Annotated in this window: 14 protein-coding genes; 13 read left to right on the forward strand and 1 reads right to left on the reverse strand. The window is 35.6% G+C overall.

The window, feature by feature from the left end:
- Window positions 1-4 precede the first annotated feature (4 nt).
- The 4 genes from A1704_RS06395 to A1704_RS06410 all read left to right on the forward strand — a co-directional run bounded on the left by A1704_RS06395 (window position 5) and on the right by A1704_RS06410 (window position 10491).
- Window positions 5-2866 carry a hypothetical protein gene (locus A1704_RS06395; RefSeq protein WP_062671663.1) on the forward strand — a complete coding sequence of 954 codons (2862 nt, stop codon included), beginning with the start codon at window positions 5-7 and terminating at the stop codon, window positions 2864-2866.
- A complete protein-coding gene (locus A1704_RS06400) occupies window positions 2856-5858 on the forward strand; it encodes a PKD domain-containing protein (protein ID WP_062671665.1) in 3003 nt (1000 codons plus the stop codon). Before A1704_RS06395 ends, A1704_RS06400 begins: the two co-directional genes overlap by 11 nt.
- A gap of 85 nt (window positions 5859-5943) precedes the next feature.
- Entirely contained in the window at window positions 5944-9471 is a 3528-nt protein-coding gene (locus A1704_RS06405; RefSeq protein WP_062671667.1) for a PKD domain-containing protein, read from the forward strand.
- Window positions 9472-9585: 114 nt separating this feature from the next.
- Entirely contained in the window at window positions 9586-10491 is a 906-nt protein-coding gene (locus tag A1704_RS06410) for a hypothetical protein (protein WP_062671669.1), read from the forward strand.
- A gap of 76 nt (window positions 10492-10567) precedes the next feature.
- Here the strand turns inward: A1704_RS06410 and A1704_RS06415 are convergent, their stop codons facing one another.
- A complete protein-coding gene (locus A1704_RS06415; protein WP_062671670.1) occupies window positions 10568-11230 on the reverse strand; it encodes a S24 family peptidase in 663 nt (220 codons plus the stop codon).
- A 768-nt stretch (window positions 11231-11998) separates the two neighbouring features.
- Here A1704_RS06415 and A1704_RS24390 point away from each other — a divergent pair.
- The 9 genes from A1704_RS24390 to A1704_RS06455 all read left to right on the forward strand — a co-directional run bounded on the left by A1704_RS24390 (window position 11999) and on the right by A1704_RS06455 (window position 23367).
- Window positions 11999-12157: a hypothetical protein gene (locus A1704_RS24390; RefSeq protein ID WP_156106583.1), complete on the forward strand. Its 159-nt coding sequence runs from the start codon at window positions 11999-12001 to the stop codon at window positions 12155-12157.
- Window positions 12158-12537: 380 nt separating this feature from the next.
- Window positions 12538-12705 (forward strand): hypothetical protein, encoded by a 168-nt coding sequence (locus A1704_RS24395; RefSeq protein WP_156106585.1) that lies wholly within the window; start codon window positions 12538-12540, stop codon window positions 12703-12705.
- A 61-nt stretch (window positions 12706-12766) separates the two neighbouring features.
- Window positions 12767-13147, forward strand: coding sequence for a hypothetical protein (locus tag A1704_RS06420; protein ID WP_062671671.1), 381 nt, complete (start codon window positions 12767-12769; stop codon window positions 13145-13147).
- A 302-nt stretch (window positions 13148-13449) separates the two neighbouring features.
- Window positions 13450-17505, forward strand: a complete 4056-nt coding sequence (locus A1704_RS06430; RefSeq protein ID WP_062671675.1) for a hypothetical protein — start codon at window positions 13450-13452, stop codon at window positions 17503-17505.
- 2 nt (window positions 17506-17507) lie between these two features.
- Window positions 17508-18194 carry a hypothetical protein gene (locus A1704_RS06435; RefSeq protein WP_062671677.1) on the forward strand — a complete coding sequence of 229 codons (687 nt, stop codon included), beginning with the start codon at window positions 17508-17510 and terminating at the stop codon, window positions 18192-18194.
- Between the two features lie 425 nt (window positions 18195-18619).
- Window positions 18620-19027 carry a 5-fold beta-flower protein gene (locus A1704_RS06440; protein ID WP_062671679.1) on the forward strand — a complete coding sequence of 136 codons (408 nt, stop codon included), beginning with the start codon at window positions 18620-18622 and terminating at the stop codon, window positions 19025-19027.
- A 351-nt stretch (window positions 19028-19378) separates the two neighbouring features.
- Window positions 19379-20236 (forward strand): hypothetical protein, encoded by an 858-nt coding sequence (locus A1704_RS06445; protein ID WP_062671681.1) that lies wholly within the window; start codon window positions 19379-19381, stop codon window positions 20234-20236.
- 339 nt (window positions 20237-20575) lie between these two features.
- Window positions 20576-21439 carry a hypothetical protein gene (locus tag A1704_RS06450; protein ID WP_062671683.1) on the forward strand — a complete coding sequence of 288 codons (864 nt, stop codon included), beginning with the start codon at window positions 20576-20578 and terminating at the stop codon, window positions 21437-21439.
- Between the two features lie 611 nt (window positions 21440-22050).
- On the forward strand, window positions 22051-23367 hold the full coding sequence (locus A1704_RS06455) for an ATP-binding protein (RefSeq protein WP_062671685.1): 1317 nt from the start codon (window positions 22051-22053) through the stop codon (window positions 23365-23367).
- Window positions 23368-23401: the final 34 nt, after the last annotated feature.

The following is a 23401-nucleotide window of genomic DNA, read 5'->3' on the forward strand; positions in this document are numbered from 1 at the left end:
AATCATGTCAGAAAATAAACATATTAGTATATCAAAAAATATAGAAACCGGGGATCAGACAGATTTTCATTTTCTACGCAAAACAGGAATTGAATACATAGAAAAGTTAGGAGGAAAACTCTGGACCGATTATAACTCTCATGATCCTGGTATCACCACTCTGGAAGTTTTAAGTTATGCCATAACGGATCTTGGGATGAGGATGAACCTGAACATGGAAGATATCTTAGCATCTGATGATGCAAATAAAGACATTCATACCCAGTTTTTAAAGGCTGCAGAAATTTTACCTTCAAGACCTTTAAACGAACTGGACTACAGAAAGTTGTTTATCGATATCAGCACGGCTGGAAGTCTTAAAAGACCAATCCGTAACTGTTGGCTGGTTCCTAAAAATGAAAAATTATATGTCGATTGTAAAACCGGGGATTTAGACTTTAAACCTATCGGAGAAAAGACAAAAAGTTTTAACATAAAAGGATTGTACGACCTTTATGTAGATTACGCTGAAGATATTGATGCGGATGGTATCGGATGTGAAAAATCCAATGTCAATATAAAAATATTAGACAGTTATCATGCTAATAGAGGGCTTTGTGAAGACCTGGCAGAAATTAAAGAAGTTGAAATACAGAAAGTTGCAGTGTGTGCCCGTATCGGACTTGTCAGCAAAGCAGATGAAGAACTGGTGCATGCTAAAGTCATCAGAACAATCAATAATTATCTGTCTCCGGAGGTTCATTTTTATTCGCTGAAACAAATGCTGGACAAAGGTCTGACCACAGATCAGATTTTTGAAGGTCCGCTTCTTGAGAATGGCTTTATCGATACGGAAGAGCTTAAAAACAGCCAGTTAAGAACAGAAGTTCGTCTTTCCGATATCATCAGTGAAATCATGAAAATTGATGGGGTTAAAGAAATTCATGACGTGTCTATTGCAGGTTGTGACAGTGTGATCAAACAAAATAATGATTGGCTGATCTGTGTTGAAAAAGGCAGAAAACCGGAACTGTGTGAACTGAGTTCATTCAGTTACAGCAAAGGATCTCTTCCGTTAAATATCAATGACAAAAAAGTTCAGGATTACTTAGAAACCCTTAAAAGAGAAGAAGAAGTACTTAGAGAAGATGCAAGGCAGAATAAAGAATTGATATTGCCACAAGGAACTTCATATGATATTGCGAACTACGCTACTATTCTGAATGAATTCCCGGATACCTATGGAGTAGGAGAATCTGGAATTATTGGAAATCCATCCCCGGAGAGAGAAGCCCTGGCCAAACAAATGAAAGGGTATTTGTTATTTTTTGATCAGATCCTTGCCGGCTATTTCAAACACCTGGAAAAAGTAAAAGAAGTGTTAAGCATTAATGGTAAGTTAAAAAGAACCTTTTTTACCCAGACTCTTAAGAATATTAAAGGCTTTGATGAACTGGTTTCTGACTATGATACTGAGAGTGATGATCAACTTACAGATTCGTTATATGAAGAGCTGGATAACAGTGTGGAACGCCGAAACGAAGTTTTGGATCATCTGATCTCCCGTTTTGCTGAAACATTCAGCGACTATACCTTCTTAATGAAATCATTGTATGGGAAATCCACCGATGAAATTGTCTTAAACAACAAAGAAAATTTCCTGAAAGAATATTCATCATTAAGTAAAGACAGAGGGTTGGGATATAATTATACCTTAATTGGAGATTCAGATCTTTGGAATACCAGTAATATTTCAGGTGTTCAGAAAAGAATTGCCCGCTTGCTGGGGATTAAAGATTATACTCAGAGAAACTTATCTCAAACGCCGGTATCCATTATTGAAACAACAGATAATGCTGGTAAAAATACTTATACCTGGAAAATAAAAGATGCCGGCAGTAATATTATCTTATCATCTGTAAATAGCTATACGACTGAGCATATTGCTATAAAAAACCTGAATGATGCCATTTATCAAACCATTCAGATTGATGAGGAAGATCTTCAGAATGCATTAGACATCTTAGATGAGAAACATCCTGAAGTTACATTGGAAAAATTAAAAGCATGTGAAAAGGGATACTGTTTCATTGGAAATATAAAAATCCGTGTTTCATTGGGTGGTAACTATTATTTTGAAATTGTAGATGATACCGATGAACAAAATGTAATTGCTGTCCACAAAAAAACCAGCCCTTATTCAGATTTGAAAGAATTGAAAGACGGAATTAAGGCAACGGTGAAGTATTTCAAGTATGAATTTACAGAAGAGGGTATTTTCCTTGTTGAGCACTTGTTATTAAAGCCAACCACTAAGGATTATAAACTCATGGGAGGTATTGGCTGTATGTCTATCGGAGGTACTTTCAGAATCATGTATGATCTGGAGGAAGAAAACCCTGCAACAGATCCGATAGAATATTCGGAAGCCTTTATGTCTTCTTGTGAAGGTTGTGAAACAGATGTGGATGTGTTTGATCCTTATTCTTACAGGGTAAGTGTTGTCCTTCCGGGGTTTGCTTACCGTTTCCAGGATCCGGATTTCAGACGTTATGCGGAAACCGTGATCAGGCAGGAGATCCCTGCTCATGTTTTAGCAAAAATCTGCTGGGTGGGAGACCGTTTGAGTGAAAAACAAACAGCTCAGAACGATTTGGCCGAATTTGAAGCAGCATTTAAAAAATACCTCTCAGATAAATCGAGAAATAATATTACGAATCTTGGAAACAGCATTACGGATTTACTGAATGCTCTCAGCCATTTAAACAATATTTATCGACCAGGAAGACTTTTAGACTGTGATGCCAATGATAACGACACGCTGGACGGAAAGATCATATTAGGACAATCGAACTTATCAAAAAAAATGAAAAATAATGAACACTAAATTAGACAATGTAACAACCCAATATAGAAAGTTCAACGACAATCAGGCGTTAACAGAAGGGCAATTAAACGAATTTATAGACTATTTTGAAGATCAGGACAGATTATCAAGAACCCGACTGAGCGGCGTAGGAGTGGTATGCGGTTTTCAATCAAAATATGTGGAACTTGAAATCTTACCTACTTTAACAGAAAAAACATCCAGACCCGGAGATATGGATCTTGAGATTCCTCTTGATACTATTATGATTACACAGGGAGCCGGGGTTACTACTGATGGAGACTTGATAACACTGCGTCAGGCAGCAAGCAAAAAATCAGAGGCTGTTATAGATTTCGATGCTAAAAATTACAGATATTATAGAAATTATGTTGATGTTCTGGGGTATGAGCATTTTCGTATCGGAGGACAGCAAATTCCTCTTTTAGAACTGTTTACAACACAAGAGTACACACAGTTAGTGAACGAAGGAGCTAATGCTGCAGATTTTAAACAGGTAAGAGAGATTTACAGTTCATTAAATGATAAAATTGTAATTCTGTATCTGGAAAGTTATTCTAATGATGAAACCCCATGTCAGGATGCAGATTGTGACAACAATGGAGCAGAGCAGGTTGCTAATCTTAAAGTGCTTCTGGCAGATTCTGCATCTGTTTCAGAGCTTATCACGAAAGGTGACGCAAAAGATGCGATCTATAAGCAGCACAATACTTATGAAAAGCTTTTTGACAGTTTACCTCATATAGAGGCGAAAAGAGTTATTCTGGATCCTCTTGTAAAAACCGCGCCGCAGTTAAAAACAAAATTTCAAGGTGCTATCAGTACTGTTGCAGAATTAAGTGATGGTTTTACCTCTATTGCAGGAGCTTTTAACGTAAATATGAATCTGGGTGGGCAGACGCTTTTTGATAAACTGAACCCTTTGCTGACAAGCACTTCTCCAGGCTTAGAAGATTATCAATACCGATATGATTTATTAAAAGACTTAATTGACACCTACAACGAAATAAAAGGGCTGATCCTGCATCTGAATGCTGAATGCTGTCCGGATATTGCTTCATTTCCTAAGCACCTTATGTTAGGGCCAGTCGGAGCAAAGCAGGAATTAGGAAAATATATCCCTTTCCGTCACAGTTTTTATAATTCACCTATTACTACCAATGATGACGAGAATTATGAGAGAGTTGTAATGCTTGCCAATCGTTTTGTACAGAAGGTTAATGGATTTCAAACCTATATTGGACGAATTAAAATTACGCCTTCAAATATGAATGTAAGATTAGGTAATAAGGCAATACCATATTACTATAACGTAGACAAATCCTTGTTAGCCCAATGGAATTTTGAAAAAACAAAAACCGATAGGGCAGCTTACAATTTAAGCTATCATACAGCCAATTTAGCAGGAGAAGATTTTATCCAGAATCCACTGAATTATAACATTGACAATAATGATTTTTATAGAATTGAAGGTCACCTGGGAATGCCTTATAAAACAGCATTGCAAAACATCAATGATCTTAAAACACAATACGGATTAGCTTTTGATGTCATTGCATTGGTTTTGGAAAAAGGAGGAAAGCCTGGTAGCGAGCCGCCAATCCGTGAAAAAACAGTATCTATTGATGAACTCAGAAAGCAGCTGATATCCATTTCCAGCGATGTTAGCAACAGAACACTTAATTCACAGAGTACTTTACTGAACATTTCTAAACTGGATGAACAGCTGAGATTGCTGAACCAGGCTGAATTCTCAAAAGAAGGATCTTCAGATGGCGTTACAGTAGTAAAACAGGATCCTAAAAAAGACGATGTGGTAAGTGAGCTTTTAAGCGAATTCTTAGAAAGAAAATCGGGCCTTGAACATAAGGCAGGAGTAGAGCCGGGCGGAACTTTCGCATTGATTTATTACTCAGAAGATGAAAATCAGGTTCTTGCGGACTTTTCACTGCCTTATCTGTGTTGTTCTAAAAAGGATCCTGCATTCCTGTCGTTACCGGCAAACAAACTATGTCAGAAAGATGCTCCGGTGTTGATGACCATTGTTCCGTTAGACGGACAAGTAAAAGCATTTGTGAATGGTGCTCCGATTCCTGCAGTTACACAATCCGGAGGTCAAAGCTTCTTCGATCCTGGTCTGGTTAACGCAGCTTATTTCGGACAGACGATTACGTTTACCGTTAATGATGATCCTGTTGAAGCACAAATGGTAGTGTACGCACAGCCAAACGTATCTGTTACTACCGGTACTGTGAGTTATGATGCTCCTACGATGGACGAAAATGCAAACAATCCGGATGCTACGGTTGAATTTAATGTTACCGGAGACTTTACAGGGGTTACATTTACCTGGAATTTTGATGATGGTACTCCAATCATCCATAATGAGGCACCTGCTAACAAAAAACTCCATGTATATAAACTTGTTGCAGGACAAGAAAAAACTTTCAATCCAACACTTACAGTAACCAATGCTAACGGCTGTAGTACGGTCTATAAATTAGCTCCGCTAAAATTAAAAGGTCAATCCACTATTGCATGTTTAAGTGGGATGAGAGTGGTTATTCAGTACAGAGATGATGTAGACCAAGGCCACGTTTGTAATGATGCTACTTTCAACTTAAAAGGAAATGATATTGTAATAGGAGGGGTCAATCCATACCCTGGCTTTATTGGAAATATCCATTTAAGTAATACAGGAGGTAATCAGGATAGAGGTAACCATAAACCAGGTACTCCTGCATTGAGCAGATATAATGAAATTATCATTACTCAGGCTGAAGCTAAGCAAATGGCATCACAATCATCAGATGGTTTTGTAGAGTTTTCACTGGAATGTGCTTTACCAGTTAATAACAGACCACCTACTGGTTGCCACCAGGATGTTGCTTATACGGAAATTTACTTAGCAAACGCTACAGTTCCTATTTATAAAGGATATCCAAACGGGAATTTCCTGAAAATAAACCCTTGTACAGGAGTGACAAAATAATAGTCAGATAATAACTTCATAGACAGTCTGAATTGTCTATGAAGTTTATTAAAAGACCTTAATAAATCATTAAAAATGAACAATAATGAAGAATCAATTAAGTAATATAGCAGTCCAATACCGTAAATTCAGTAAAGGGCAGTATATAGAAGATCCTGATCAGTTCAATGAGTTCCTGGATTTTTTCGAAGATCAGGACCGTTTGTCCAGAGTATTGCTGCAGGGAGTGGGTATTGTATGCGGTCTCAAACCAAACCTTATTTATAAAAACAGGCTGCTCAGCAGTATACAGCTTTCTCAGGGAGTAGCACTTACCACCGACGGCGATTTATTAACCCTGAACAATACGAGTAAGAAGAGTGAAGATCTGTACATGAGTGATCTGAAGACGGTTGATCTGGCAAATAAAGACTTCACCCATTTTAAAATATATGATAATTTTAAAATAAAATACCCGTCATTTTACGAGGGAAGCGAGCAGATTGAACTATGGGAATTGGCAACAGCTCAGGAAGCAATATCAGATTTTCAACCTATTAATAGTCTTACAAATTTAGAAGACAAGTACCTGCTGCTGTATTTGGAAGACTATGAAAAAGAAATTAAACCTTGTAGAGGAGTTGATTGTGATAATCATGGAATACAACAAATCAGAAACCTTAAAGTATTAGTTACTACTGCAAGTGGGATCAATCATATTCTTGGAGAAGATGGTTTTACGCTACCTGACCCCATAACAGGTGAGGTTCAACTGAAAAGAAAAGATCGTCTTCAGCCTCATCCTTTGTTTATCGAAGATATCATGGAGCCGGTGAAACAAAACCGGGTTATTTTAGAACAGTTTGTTTCAGAAAAAAAGTTGAGCGCTTCTGATTTAAAGAATATATATATCAAAGCTCTGGATAAAACAAATTTTGGGAAGATGGTTTTTGATAGAATGGATGCAATCGGTAAAATAGTAGGGATTTCAACCGCCAACCATGATACATTTAAAGCATCATTTACCAGAATTTTTAATCAGGATTCAGGGTTTCAGTATGCTTATGATGTCGTAAAGGATTTAATGGATACCTATTCTGAAATTATAGAATTGCTTCCCAAAGCATTCACCAAATGTCTTCCGGATTTTGTTTCTTTTCCTAAACACATCATGCTTGGGAAATTACAATCAGATCTCCAATTGGATTTCTCAAGACACCAGTTTTATAACTCGCCTGCTTTGGATGATGATAAAGCAACCCAAAAAGTTAAAACCCTGATTAATCGCTTTAATCAGCAAGTAGGATATTTTAATCCTGATAATATTATTAGAAATAAGGAAAAGGTAAAAATTACTCCATCACAAAAATTAAATCCTCTGAGTAATAAAGCAATTCCTTTTTATTACACGGTTACAGAAGATTTCTTAAAAGCATGGAACTTTGATAAAACAAGCAATAGGTCTTCTGACAGCAATCTAACATTTGATACGGATTGGGTGTTAATAGGAAAATCCGAACAGGAAAATCCTTTACATCTCAACATAGATAACTATTCGTTTTATAATATAGAAGGTCATCAGGGAATGGATTATCAGGTTGCTTTTGAACAGATAAAAGAAATCAAGGATAAGCTGCAGCTGGGATTTGATATTATGCTCTTGTCTTTGGAAGAATTAAAAGGAAATAAAGACCTGTCAAAAGCCTATTTCAATGAATACGTAGAAAAGAATTCGGGATTGGAACATAAGCGGGGAGTAAAAAGTGGAGGTACTTTTATCCTGGTTTATGATTCCATAAAAAATCCAAAAGTTATTGCAGACTTTTCACTTCCATACATCTGTTGTACTCCAAAAGCGATTGTCAAATTAAGTTTGCCAACTTCTGTTATCTGTGCTGAATCCAATCCTGTACCTTTTACAGTATCCCCAATGAATGGTGTTGTGAAAGCAAATATCAGTAATGGTGTGAAATTTATCAATGGACAATATGTCTTTGATCCGAAGGCTGTGGAAGAACAGTTCTATGATCAGCAAATTACCTTTACTGTCAATGGAAAACCTACTGATTGCAGCATTAAAGTGATTTCGGAACCGGATATAAAAGTAGAAGTTGTTCAACCTGTTATTTATCCTGGAGGAGATTCAACCGCAACAATAGTAAACTTTAAAGTTTCCGGAGCAAACTTTGCCGACTATGCATACAGCTGGGATTTCCTGGGGACTGATGTTTGGACCCCTGTCAATCCGGATGAAAATGGATATCTGAGTTATAAGTATTACAATCTGGATCCTTCAAGGATTCCAACAGTAAGAGTGAAGGTGATTGGTAATGGCTGTACCCAGGCGGTAGCTGTAAATTTACCACTGACCAAAGAGTGTCCTGTGATTTCAAATATTAAATATTCCGTTGTTGATAATGGTGATGGTACCCAGACATTCACATTTGATTGGGATTTACCTAAAGATCTGACTGGAGTAACAGGCTTGAATATTTATGATTCAAATGACCAGGAAAATGGATGGCATTATGAATCTGGATCATACAATCCGCGAAGATCAATCAAGTTGCCTTTAGGTAAATACGATATTAGATTCGGATTGGTGGGTTCATGTAGAGAAGCGGGAGACACTGTGAATCTTCCGGGATTTGATGATATTGGAATTGAAAAAGATCAGAATAATCACCCACCTACTGCATTGATCAGATGGAAGGATAATTCAGGAGTTGAGGACAGGTTATGCAGACAGTCGGTTTGTAGTTTTACCATAGACGTTTATGCAACGGATCAGGATGAAGATATTGCAACTATCCAGATTTTTAAAAGTACTGATAATGGAGCTGCATGGAGCTTGTTTATTGGTAATCTTACTGGAACTTCATTTACAGATACCATCAACAGTGCTGGTACACAATTGTATAAAGCAATTGTTACAGATAGAAAAAACAATGCAACAACTTCAAATATTCTGTCTTATAAAAAAGAAAATCATCCACCTGTTGTATCAATCAAATGGACTGATACAGACGGAATTGAAGACAGGGTATGTACACAGTCTGCTTGTAGTTACACAGTTAGTGTAAATGCAAGTGATCCTGATGGTGATATTACCAATATTCAGATTCATAAAAGCACCAATAACGGGGCTACATGGAATGTGTTTATTGGCAATCTTACGGGGACTACATTTACAGATTCTATAAACGGGGTTGGTACAAATCTATATAAAGCGGTTGTAGTAGATGGAGAAAATAATTCAGTGACTTCAAACATTCTTTCTTATAAAAATGAATATCGTCCAACGGTTGTGATCAATAGCATTAGCTTTCCTAATAAAAATTGCTGTATTGTTGAGCTGCCCACTATTTTAGCCAGTGCCGGTGGTAATCAGAATATTCTTTTGTCTAATTTACGTTTTAGAGAATTGGGACTGAAAGGATGGGGTAGAGGAGCAGATGTGCTTCTGTATTTCTGGAGCAAATTAGAAGGTCCGGATGTAATCCTTGAAAATGTTAATGAACCGACTCTTACCATCAAAGATTTACAGGTTGGGAAATATAAATTCCAGCTTTTGGTCAAAGATGCTAATAGTGATGCATTTGAAGTTGATGTAGCAGAAATAAGAGTGGATTAAGGAACATATTCTTTGTGCTATATCTGATATAAAGGGGTGTTTTTTTATTTTTTTGAATAATTACAACATCCCTTACACACTAGAAAAATAAATAACAACAATAAACATAATATAATGGAAAAATGTGATGTTTCATTTAAAATACAATATCAATCTTCCGAGACAATAACAGATGCTTCTGTGAAATACAATTATCCACCGGGATCCACAAATGTAGAAACTGTTGATATAAGGAATGCAGTGCTTCAGGATAGTAATTCAATAAAACTGCCTGGTATACAGGAGGTGGGTACTTACAATCTGGATGTTGAACTGGGAGTAAATGGAGTTGTGGCTAAAAGCAATGCTACATTGAACGTTGGAGGGTGCAGCTCTTCCTGTGAAACTCCGAAGGTTCTTGATGTAAAAGTACTGGAGGATGGGCAGCTGGTAATGAACTACGTGGTTTTTAATACCAGTAATCTTGCGGCATTGGAGTACCAGATAGCGAAAGATCCTGCTTTTAAAGATGAAGATATTATTTATTCAAAGGTGGGCTTTAGTGATGTAAATTATACCCAATTTGAAAATATTGACATGAGAAATGGAAATATTCCGGATAAAACTCCTTTATACATAAGAATAAGAAAATATTGCAGACCCAATGGAATTTCGGAATGGTCGGATTTTGTGAAATTTGACTCAGGAATATGGGGAGTAGAAGCTTACTGCTTGTCTGAGGTAGATGATCTGAACCGGGATTCTCTTTGTTTCGGAACATCTCCTGCCTGGAAAATGAAAGTAACTTTAAGTCCCTTTAGACCAGGTATAGGAAGTTTGATCTACCTGACTAATGGTATGCTCGCAATACCGGATAATATAAGAGAGTTTGAGCAAAATGCACCTGAGAATTTCAAAAAAAGCGGAATAAGATGGATACGATTCCTAAGGTCTGATTCAGAATTTAACCCAGGTTTAATTTATTGGGTAGATCCGCAATCAGCTGAAATACAGAGAATCGATGAAGAGCAGTGTTATTAGAATATCTTACACTATAATGATCTGAGATGCCCCAATAAAATCCTCAAGAAATTGAGGATTTTATTTCCCTAGGCAGTTATCTTCTGTTGTTTTTACGTCTTGTACTTATAATATTGAAAAGTTTCGCAACATCCTTCAAATGGATCTCGAAATCTTCATAATATTCATTCAGAGAATGAAGGGTAATAATCCCTCTCTCCACATCATGGTTAATGATTCGCTTTACCAAAATCCCTTTCTCTTTGTGAACGATTACAAAATCCCACTTGTCGTAATGGAGTCTACTCATCCAGTAATCCTGTCTGATGTTTCTGCATAAGATAATATCACCTTCCAGATAGCTTTCGTATGATCCGTTATCCATACTGTCTCCTTTTACTTCAAAACACATGTATTCACCTCTGTGCTCTACATCATCTGTAAAAGGAATTGTGGGTAAGCTTTCTATATATTCCTCATCAGCAAAATTACTCAGATAGCCAGCTTGTGCGTATTGATTCGCCAATGGAACGTGCATGATTTTTAAATCTGAAAAAACAACCGGAGACGCACTGTCATCATTGAGTTCCTGTTGTTTTAACAGTAAATTCGTAACAAAGTAAGCCGTAGTTTCCGGTATTTTTCGTTCGCCTTTTTCCCAATATTGCACGGCTCTGGTGCCCACTCCTATAGATTTTGCTATATCAGCCTGCTTCATGTTTAGTTTCTTTCTGATTTCTTTGAATTCTAAATAGTTCATTTTGATATGTTTATAGTTATTTGTAAAAAAAAATGAATAATTTGTTCGTTTTTGTTTTGAAAAACGAACAATGTTCGTATATTTGTTTCGTCGTTAAGATGGAACAGTACAAATGTACAAAATTATATTTAAAATTTAATTTTTTTTTAATATTTTAAAATATTGTTTTTTGTATTTAATTAAATGTAAATAAATAAGTTAAGTGTTTGTTTTTCATGTGTGGTATTTAAAATAAAGATATTTTATCTTTTTGTTTTATCTCGAGCTAGTAGGGATAGAGAAAATTTTAAATACTCTGTAAGGTGCAAAAAGTGCGTTTTATTGTATGCTTTTATTTGTTTTTTGTTCGTTTTTAATTTGTTCCATTAATGATAAAAATGCGTTTATTTTTGATAGATATCTGAATAAAGCAATCATTTTGCTCTTTGTTTTTTTCCTGAAAATAAAAAAACAAGCCCAATATGTAGAATAATACTCTGCTCAACATATAAAATATCGATTAATTATAGTTGTCAGTAAAGTTGCTAATACATTCTTAGAGGGCAAATGAAATTTAAAATAAAGAAGTCAGGGTAAGATTTATTGAGAAATACCTGGTACCGGCTTCTAAAAAAACAAGAATTAATTGAATTAGACATCTTTTTAGAAGGCGAAATGTTCGTCTTTAGGGATTCTTATGACTTAATGAAAAGGTCAACAGGCAAGAGAAGAAAGCCTGTCTGATTAAAAAAAAACTTTTTAACCAAAAAAAACTTTTAACCATAGAATATGAAACGTAGTAAAGAATTAGTCGAAAAAAGAAAAGATTTTGTCATTGATTATGTAAAACGTAATCAGGATAAACAAATGAAAGTGATTGTCAACGAGCTGATGGAAATGTTGTTCCTGTCTGAGAGAACAATATATAACATCATTCTTCAGCCATAGTATAAGGTCGCGGAAGAAAGCTCAATCCTTACCATTTAATATTGTAATGTGAATATCAGTAAGATAATGTTTGTAGATAGTGTGTATTCATAATTCATTTCTTGAAATTATTCATTCTAAAAAGATAAAAAAGGATTCAAAGCTATTGCTAAATCCTCAACAGCCTCATCCATCAGATTAAAAGGCTGCTCTGATATCTTTCTCAAATTTAAATTATAGGTAAAATATTAAGGTGAAAAACGGTTTTTGCTTTGTAGTTCTGTTTTTTTAATTGAAACATGAATTGTAAAAGTAAACCGTTTGGCCTTAGTGTATTGGAGGAGAAATCTATTTTAAAAAACTAAAAAAGCAATTATTCATTTAACAAAATTCTAGTAACCATGAAAAAAAAGGAAAAGAAAAAAAAGAAAAAAGATAAGGAAAAACTGAAGAAACCAGGTAGAGATATCAGTGATATTATTGACGAGTTAGCGTATGCAGATGAGAGCGAAAATATCATGAAAATCAGAAAATTTTTAGATGATATGTACATCCTGTCTCAGGAATAATCAAACATCTGAAAGTGGTTTGAAAATTAAACATTTTAATAAATAATAGAGAAGAAAAAGAATGAATCTGGATAGTATAAAAGCCCTTTTGATCGGAACTGCAATAGCTTTTTCAGGAGGATTACTGAGGGTACTGGTCTCCATACAAAATAAAGAGAAAAAACAACCATGGGAACATTTTATCACATTGGTAATCGTAGTCATCGTAGGCTTTACGATGAGCTACTTAATGAACAGAGCTGAGTTGCATGACAAATGGTATTCAACCGGGATATTATTTGTGCTTGGCTACGGTTATGATAAATTTCTGAAAATGATCACTACAAACCTTCCCAACTGGATTGATAAAGCAGTGAATCTTTTTATTGATAACCGATATGGAGTGAAGACAGACAGACAGTCTGACGAGGAAGAAGAAAAGAAAGATGAGATGAAATCATAAAAAGATTTTGAGACAGTCTTTATCATAATAACAGAATCAGTCACTCTGCAGGAGATATTATCCTGAAAAAGAGTGGAACTAAAACTTAAAAACCTGAAAATTCAAAAACAAGAGAACAAACAAGGAAATGGTTCAGTGTTGCCTGTTTCTCAAAGTCAAATACCATTTCTATTTACTTACATTCTTAAAGAATCTACCGCACCCGGTATGATTTTTCCAACCCGGCAGGCACCCTATAAGGCACAATATTTTAGTTGTGCCTATAGGTCTTTTAAACAATATGAAATTAAAAAACTAAGTCAATGAAAGCAGCAAAACCTGTAGAAAAAGACAATAAGACCCATAAAAACCAGAGCAAAAAGCAAAAGCCGAAAAATCCGGTGGTTATGCCTCTTTCTGAGGTAGATGGGGGTAGTATACAAACCCAGAAATCCGGAAATAAAGGCATTACTACCGGATCAGGAAACCCTAATGACAGCCTGCTCAACCTCAATGGTACTATTGCAGGGGTTCATGATTCACGAAATATTTATGGGCAGGGAGCAGAAAAAAATTATGGAAAACTCCAGGAGAGTCTGGCGAAAACCGGAGATATCAATCATCCTGACACCAGGAAAATTGAAAAAGGCTATATGTCTACTTTGAATGACAATCAAATACAAGATTATCATAAACTCAAATCGGGAACCTATCTGCCCAAAACAGTACAAGAACAAGCTGTAGTTTATCAGGAAAGCAAGAGCAATCAGGAAGCAAAAGCGGATACAAAGACGACAGGAAAAGCCGTTTCCAGGAAACCGGAAGTTGCTGTTGTAGAAAAACCTCAGTCTGTCATTGCAGATAAAACGTTGGAAGCTGATACTGAAACTAAGACTTCAGCAAATGCTACGGATAATCCCGGATTTATAGAATTGAGCGGACGGATCAGTGCTACAGCTCAGGTGCAGAAACGCCACGAACCTGCAAAAAAATCATCTGAAGATGCACAGGCAGCAGCACCATCACCAGCCAACGAACGTCAGAGTATGGCGCAAGCCAGCCAGGTGAACACCATGGATGAACAAAAACCAGGGCTGTTCAAGAAAGAAGATTTTAAAGCTTTACTGAGTGAAAAAATACATAACATCAGGCTTCCGAAAAATGAAGAGCAGGCAGATGAGTTTGAGAAACACAACAATATACAGGAAGTTAATCAAAAGGCAGTAGGCGATGTTAAAAAAGAGAAGAATCTGGCATCTAATGATATTGCTTCTGCAACAGCTGCACAACCTGATACCGCTGCACAGCCTGTTCGTGCCGTTGCAAAAATGCCAGCACAACATATAGGTAATGCTCCGGGAATACCCAATGTAGCGAAAGCGATGCCAGTGAAAAGAAATGCAGAAAGCGTAGAACAGCCTATTAAGGAGCAAACAGCAAGCATCGACAGTGAAATGAAAGCTAATGGAGTCACCGATACGATGTTGGCAAAATCTAATGAGCCTACGTTTACAGATGCTTTGGCACAAAAGAATAAAGCCAAAACCCAAAGTGCTGCAGCAACTCAACAGTTCAGAACCAACGAAAATAAAGAGCTGTCTAAAACCCGTAATGAAGCCCAAACACAGGCGGCACATCACATTAGTGGCATGCATGGTGCAAGAAAAGGCGGATTAGGTAATGTACAAGGTGAACAAAAGCAAACCTCAGGCAAAGACAGTCAAAAACGAAAAGAAATTGCCGATCACATTAATACTATTTATCATACTTCTAAAACCGATGTGGATGGTATTTTAAATAATCTGGATAAGTCGGTGGCCGAAAAATTTGATAATGGCAGCAGAGAAGCTAAAAAAGCATTTGAAGCCCATGTCGATAAAGAAATGAAGGCTTATAAAAAGAAGCGTTATGGAGATGCCTATGCAAAATACGGAGCTTTAGTTGCCGCTGGGAAATGGTTGTGGGACAAAGCTACAGGACTACCTAAAGAAGTCAATAAATTTTTTGACAGTGGTAAGGACCTGTACATTAAAGTCATGGATAAGTTTATTGACCAAATTGCAACCCATGTTACCACTCAGCTTAATGCAGCCAAAACCAGAATTGCTAAAGGCAAAAAAGAGGTACAGACTTATGTCAACAGCTTATCACCAAGTTTAAGAAAAATTGGAAAAGATGCTATTGCAGAGATCCAAAGCAAATTCAATGCATTGGAAGACAGTGTAAACAGTAAAAAGGATGCATTAATTGATGTATTGGCTAAAAAATACGCAGACAATATAACCAGTATTGATGCCAGAATTTCAGACTTAAAAACACAAAATAGTGGATGGGTTAATCAGGCTCTTGAGGTACTTAAAACCAGCGTGTTTGCTATTATTATTGAAATTAAAAATACGCTTACCAATTTATTATCCGGGGTTATCAGTGCTATTCAGGCGATCATCATGGATCCGATAGGGTTTTTCAAAAATCTTATTGCCGGAGTTTCACAAGGGTTTACCAATTTCGGGAACAATATCTGGACCCACCTTAAAACTGGCTTCTTTGGATGGTTAACCGGAGCAATGAAAGGTATTTCTAGCACGATGCCGGAAGATGTATTCTCATTAAAAGGAATTTTCTCCATTACCACGCAGGTGCTTGGCCTAACATGGAGCGGCATTAGAGCCATCGGTTCTAAAGTGATAGGAGAACCTGTAATGAAAGTTCTTGAAACAAGCTTTGAAATGGTACAGATTGTTCGTAAAGAAGGTGTTGCCGGACTTTGGGAGCATTTGAAAGATCAGTTTGTGGACCTCAAAGCTACGGTAATGGATGCTATTATGGACATTATCCAGACACAGGTAATCCAGGCAGGTATTAAATGGATCATGGGATTAATGACTCCCGTAGGAGCATTTATAAAAGCAGCAATGGCGATTATAGATGTTGTGAAATTCTTCATTCAGCGTGCAGCACAAATCATGGAACTGGTAAAAGCCTTCACTGATAGTATAAAAGCAATCGCCAGCGGAAATGTAGGTGCAGTAGCCAAAGCCATAGAAAATGCATTAGGTAAAGCTGTTCCTGTACTGATAGGTTTCTTAGCTTCATTATTGGGAATTGGTGGATTAGCAGATAAAGTTGTGGGGGTAATACGTAAAATACGTGAGCGTATTGTGAAAGCTATTACTAAGTTCTGGACTTTTGTGAAGAGTAAAGCTAAAGGTTTGCTTGGAAAAATTGGTGTTGGGAAACTAGGCTTTGGTAAGAAGGACAAAAGAGATAAAAAGGTTAAAGAAAATAAAGAAGAGAATAATGCTAAGGAAGGAGATTTTAATGGTAAAGAAAAATTTGAAACACCTAGAGGGGATAAGCATACTTTATATTTCGAAGATAAAGGAGATAAAGATGTTTTGATGATGAGAAGTACTCCAAGAACTTATGAAGATTACATAAAAACAGTTGAAATTGATAAGTCAGATCCTAAGAAAGTAGCTACAAAGCAAAAATTGTTGAATCTTGTAGTTCAGATGAAAGCATTAGACAATAAAGATGAAAAGTATGAAACTAAAATGTCTAAAATTTTTAATGAAATTTTTATTTTAACAAAAGAATTATTTAAAGTGGGACAATCATCAGTTCCAATATTTAAGGGTACAACTTACGGTGGATTTGGTGATTCTATGACTATAGAATATTTGTCGAAAATACCTCATTCTGGAACACAAGGTTCTGATACCGGGGGGATAACCACACCCGTTTATTCGAATATTGATAAAAGGTATCGCTTTTATGTTAGAGGACATTTATTAAGTCAAAAACTACATGGTCCAGGTATTTGGGAAAACTTAACTCCTTTGTCTAGAAGTGCTAACAGTAACCATGAGAGCAGTATTGAGAAAACATTAAAAGATGGTATTGAGAAAAACATAACTTATCATTATAATGTAAAGGCAGTCTATGGAAGAAAGGTTAATAGCCATTTATTAAGTCAATTAGAAAATAGTGACAAGTTGGAAACTGAGAAAAAAGTATTGAGAGAAATCATATTGAATGAACAGTTTGTACCTTTAAAACTTACAGCTCATGCAGTTGAAATAGACGAAGAAACAGGTGCAGCTAAAGGAAAAAATGTACATTTGGAAACAATTGTAAATGATTTAAAAGATTCCGATTTATCGAATTATGATTTAAAGAAAGGAGATTCGAAGATAAACATAAATGCTGCTACTGTAGAAGATTTAAAATCTGTTTTTAGCGAAACAATAGCCACTGGGATATTTAATTTGAGAAGAAGAATTGGATATTTAGAAATTAATGATCTAATTAAAATTAATCATATTACTAAAGAAAAATTGAATAAATTAGTGGCGAACGGAAAAATTGAATTTTAAATATGGATAAATACGAGTATCAAAGATTAGTAAAGCCATTAATTGAAGCTGAGGACCAAAAGCTAATAAAATTTATTGGAGGTGATGGACCAAGAAGTACCAAATCGAAAGGAGAAGATTTTTTTAATGAATATAAACACTATTTATTAGATACAATGCTGGGATTTTATAGTTTTACTAATGGCTATTCATATAATTGGGAAGGTAATATTCCTACAAGAAACGAAGGACAAAAAACAAGTGAACGTGGAATAATCAATATAGTTCCTTTAGACGAATTATTTGAAAGACCCAATATTGTTGAACTTGAAAAAGGCTACAACTATTATATAGAAGGTGAAGATTCTTTTTCAAAAACGGGGCAATTTATACCTGTAGATTATATTGAAGATGTTTGTGCTGGTGTTTTTAGTAAAGAAAATGAAGATGAAATGGTTTATTTTCATGATTTTGGAATAGGCTTCTATCCATTAAAAGTAAATTTTGAAGGCTATGTGGAACTTGTTTTTGCAGCAAGAGGTTATATGATGTGGCAATATGTAATTGTATATCTTGAGTATGGAAAGTATGATGGTGCAATGTTGGGGAAATCCAGATATGATGATTTTGTGGAAGATATGCCTTTACTCTTTCCTGATTTTAAGATGGATGAATTTATAAAATTATATGAATCATTAAAAATAAAATAAATTCATATTTAAAGACATAATGTCTAACATAACAATCAATACTTTTAAGTCTTCACCATTGCATCCAAGCTATAAATGGATACGAGCAGGAGATTCGAACCAATATGGGATGATAGATATTTCTTTTAAGAACTTAAAACAATAGAAATAGAGTGTTATCTAGAACTGTTAGATGTCGAAGATGTAATGGAATGGAGCATTATTTAAAATATATTTAATTCAATAGCTATCATAAAAAGCGAAATTTCCAAAACTGGAAGTTTCGCTTTTTCTTTCAATAACATTCACTCCTGCTACCGCACGAATCCTTTCGTGCGGTTTTATTTTCAATCATTTATCTACAAGTTTTTATCTTTATAAAAGAATAATCAATACTTTTGAATACATCAAATAACCAAAGTTAACAACTCATTAAAATATTGAATATGAAAAAAACACTATTCTTTTGTTCCCTTCTCTTCAGTCTTTCTGTAAGCGCCCAAACTATAGAATCCGGAAGCCACAGCACCACTGGTTATATCAAAAGTGATGGGACCATAGAAAACAGCAGTCATTCCACTGTGGGATACATTAAAAATGATGGGACTATCGAAAATAAAAGTCGAAGCACTATTGGGTACATCAAAATTGACGGAACTATTGAAAATAAGAGCCGTTCTACGGTAGGCTATGTAAAAAAAGATGGTACTGTAGAAAACAGCAGTCATTCCACCATTGGCTACATCAAAGATGATGGAACGGTTGAAAACAGCAGCCGTAGCACTATCGGGTATGCAAAAGGAATCAAAAAAGAGTGGGCGGCGGTAGTATATTTCTTCTTTAAGCTGGATTAATCATCAACTCTGCGAAAAAAAAATTAACGTTAAGGATAGAAGCTAAAAAGGCTCGGATTATAAGATCCGGGCCTTTTTTATTCCTGAAAAGTAGAGGGTACTGCAACTACAGAATAGCGGGGCCAAAAAACTTTCACAGGAACAAAAAAAGTATGAATTTTGGGCAATGAAACATAAGAAGTCATCATCCTGCTTCTTATAACAAAACGGTGCTGTAACTACAGCGTAACGAGACTAAAACCCTTTTCCAGGGATAAAAAAGGATGAGTTCAGAACTTTAAAACATAACATAAATTATCATTGAAACCAAAGTGTAATAATGCCCGCAAGCATAAATTATAAAGAAGTATTATGGAGGAAAATAAACTAACAACCAGAGACCAGTTAAAAAACTATTTTGAAACAGGAAAATATCCCACACAAAGCCAGTTTGAAGATCTGATAGATTCCTTAAGACTTAGAGAAGATGTTCTTACCAAAAGAGAACTGGCCATTTTTGCCAATAGTTTGGCAGCTATTGATAACTCATACGTTAATTTTTCAACAAATAATGTCGGAAATCTAAAATTTTCAATCGTAGTAAGCACAAATGATGAACCGGATCAGGTGATCTCATCTGCTGATTTCAAAAGCTTTTTAGACAAACGTTATTTTGTAGGGAGTGCACCTTATACGATAAAAGTAAAAGAAATCTTTGAAGGTGATTTGAAAGAAACGGAATATTATAGTTTGGCGTATCAATTAGATCAAACTTACACTGTTTACAGATTTTTCGGGAATAATCTGAAGACAATCCCCGTTGGATTTGACTTTGGAGAGCTGGAAGGTATTGGGTTACCTATACAACTTTCGAAAGGAGGTTTTGGAAGAAAAATAAACATTTTAAACACCAGTGTTAAGTTCGTTAATAAAACTGAAGTGCCTATCCAGTATAGAATAGAAAGCGCGGGATGGAATAATCGATATAGAGCTGAAGATACAGTTACGGATCATTATGACCTGGAAGATTCTTTGAGTTTCTATTATAGAGCAGACCTTACAAAAGTTATTCAATCCATTAAATGTGAAATCTTTAATGCTGAAAATGACACCCTTTTGGCCACTGGTTATTTACCAGCAGGACAAAACCAGGTTTCTTTGAATGGCGGTCAGGTTAATGGAATCAGAAATATAAGAATCGAATGCAGCTATTCTGAAAATGTAAAATAGTAAAAGCTAAAAGAGGAGTTCTGATTCATCCCGGTGATTTGGGGATGGAGGCTATTGCATCCGAGATGTTCAACGCTCTGGGTCTTTAAAAAAATAACACTTACTGCAACTACAGAACAGAGCATTCAAAAAACTTTCCCGGAAAGAGAAAAAAGATGAACTTCGGTTTCGAAATTAAGTAATCCATCATCCGATTATTAAAACCAAAGGATACAGCAGAATGGAGAAACTTTTAAATTTTTACAGGAATAACAAAAGGATGAATCCCGAATTTTAAAAACATAAAAAAATAATCATTGAATCCAAAGGCAATTAAATTGTAAAGAATAATAAAATATAATGGAAGAAAATAAATTAACCCCAAGAGAAGAATTAAAAACCTATTTCGAAACAGGTAAACATCCAACGCAAGGTCAATTTTCGGAATTGATAGATTCCTTAAGGCATAAGAATGATGTCCTGACAAAAAGAGAATTGGTAGCTTTTGTTAACCGTATGGCATATATTGATAATGCATTTGTTTACTATTCTGCAAATAACATCGGAGACTTAGAAGTACAGGTTGTAATCACTTCACAGGATGAAGAAGATCAGGTGATCATTATTAGAGATTCCACCAAAGTAGGTACAATAAGACAATTCTTATTGGGCAGTGCACCTTATACTATTGCAATAGAAAAAACAACAGGAGGTGGTGATTTAAAAGGAACCGAATATTATAGTTTTGGCTATCAATTAGGTAATAACTATTACGTTCGTAGATTATTTGGGAACAATCTGCCTGCAATTCCTGATGGATTCGACTTTGGAGAACTGAAGAACTATAATGTCCCCATAGATATTCATAAAGAAGATATTCAACAAAAAGTAAATGTTGTCAATACAAACATTAAGTTTATTAATAAAACTGAAATACCTATCCAATATAGAGCATATTCGCAATACTGGGGAGATAAATACAAAACTGAAGATTCTGTTACCGAGCATTATGATGTATGGGATTTCCTGTATCTCTATTATAATGCAGACCTTCAGGAAATCAATCAATCCATACAATGTAACGTGTATGATGTGGATGATGATAGACTTTTAACAACTGGAATCTTAAACGCCGGGCAAAGTCAGGAGAGTTGGTGGGGCGGTCAGGTAGAAAAAGTCAGAAATGTAAGAATCGAATGTAGTTATTCTATTAATGAAAAATAGTGTGGCTGGAATTTCTTAACAGGAATCAGTAGTGCAAAATCTTCATACTTCTGAAGTAACAGTAATGATATAAACCATCATTTGATTCAAAAAAAAATTAAGAGTTACTGCAACTACAGTACAGATAGGGCAGAAAACTTTTATAAGAACAAAAAAGGGATTAATTTTGAACTGTACACAACAACATAGTAATTGCTATTATGTAATACAACAAGCCGCATCCTATCCCTATAAAATATATTAAGATCACAAGGCGGCAGAGAAGTAATCCATTACATTCTCATTACTAAAATATCACCTCAATCGGAGAGACTTTTACTGGCACACCTTTTAGCATCTGAAGTTCCGGAATTTTTTAATGTATAAGCATTAGGCAGAATGGCAGGTCTTCGGATCTCTTCTTCTCTTTTAAATGCAGATTTATTCCTTAAAAAGAAGGGTTCCAATGAAGGAACTACTTTCCAAAAACAGTACTATGTCAACTGTAGAGAGATACTCGAATGTGAGCAACTTTCCGGTTGAGGTTTCTTGAAATCAACGACAGGATCAGTGGAAGCATCTTAAAAGTGAAATGGATGCAGACCACAGGATCTTAAAAAAGATAAAAACCAATGGAGTCAGAACAATTACAAAAATTATTTACTCATTTAGAAAAGGTTATTACATGGCGTATCAACAATCCTTCAGAGGATTTTAATGTAGGAGCTCCTGAATTTAATACTAATAACCATGAAAATTTTCAATTAGGTGATTATATTTCAGAGAAAGAGCTTGCCCATCAGGAAGTTGTGATTCTTTTAATGGCTTTATTGCCACGATTGGATCCCGCATTTCTGAAACGCATTTATCTGGAGTTTCCGGGGAGTGCACTGTTTGACTTCTGTTCAACCAACGATAGCGGCAGGCTCTTTTATCCTACAATTCAGACAGTCCAGTACGTTTTGGGAGGGGATAGTATTTCAGAAAGATTAAAATCACTGGATTATTTCGGCCCGGATTCAGTTTTGAATCAGGAAGAGCTCATTGTTTTTTCAGGTTCAGCCCATGAACATGCATCAATGAACAGTCAGATCAATATTCATGAAGAAGCTTTTAAAAAGATCATGTTTGGCCTGGAATTATTACCAAAAATGAGCAATGAGTTTCCTGCAGAACAAATACTCACCCATCGATCATGGACAGATTTGATTCTTCCTCAAACTACTTTACAGGAGCTTAAAAGTATTGAAGCCTGGTACAATAGCAGCCGGACTTTGATGGAAGATTGGAATATGCAGACCAAACTTAAACCAGGGTTCAGAGTGTTGTTTCATGGAGAACCGGGAACAGGAAAAACTCTTGCGGCCAGCCTTTTAGGGAAATATACTCAGCGTCCTGTTTTCAGAGTGGATGTTTCTATGCTGGTCTCAAAATACATCGGAGAAACAGAAAAACAATTAGCTAAACTATTCAACAAAGCAGAAAATAAAAACTGGATTTTATTTTTTGATGAAGCAGATGCTATTTTCGGAAAACGAACCTCTGTAAAAGATGCCCATGACAAATATGCCAATCAGGAAGTTTCTTATTTGCTGCAACGCATAGAAACATTTTCAGGCCTTATTATTCTGGCATCCAACTTTAAAAATAATATGGATAAAGCCTTTACGCGACGCTTTCATAGCTGCATACAATTTAATAATCCAAAGCATGAAGAGCGTCTGCGTATCTGGCAGCAAAATTTACCCGAACAATTACAACTTGAAGATATTGATCTGGAGCAAATTGCTCAACGATATGAGTTAACCGGTTCAAATATTATGAATATCATACAGGATGTAAGTTTAAAAACAATTGCGTTAAAAGAACCTGGTTTCAAAGTAAGCTTAGACATGTTGCTAGATAGCATCAAAAAAGAATACGTAAAAGAAGATAAAATCTTTATGTAAGAATTTGAATATCATTTGGATTTTCTGGGATTGA

It is taken from the genome of Chryseobacterium cucumeris (genome assembly GCF_001593385.1).
GTDB lineage: Bacteria > Bacteroidota > Bacteroidia > Flavobacteriales > Weeksellaceae > Chryseobacterium > Chryseobacterium cucumeris.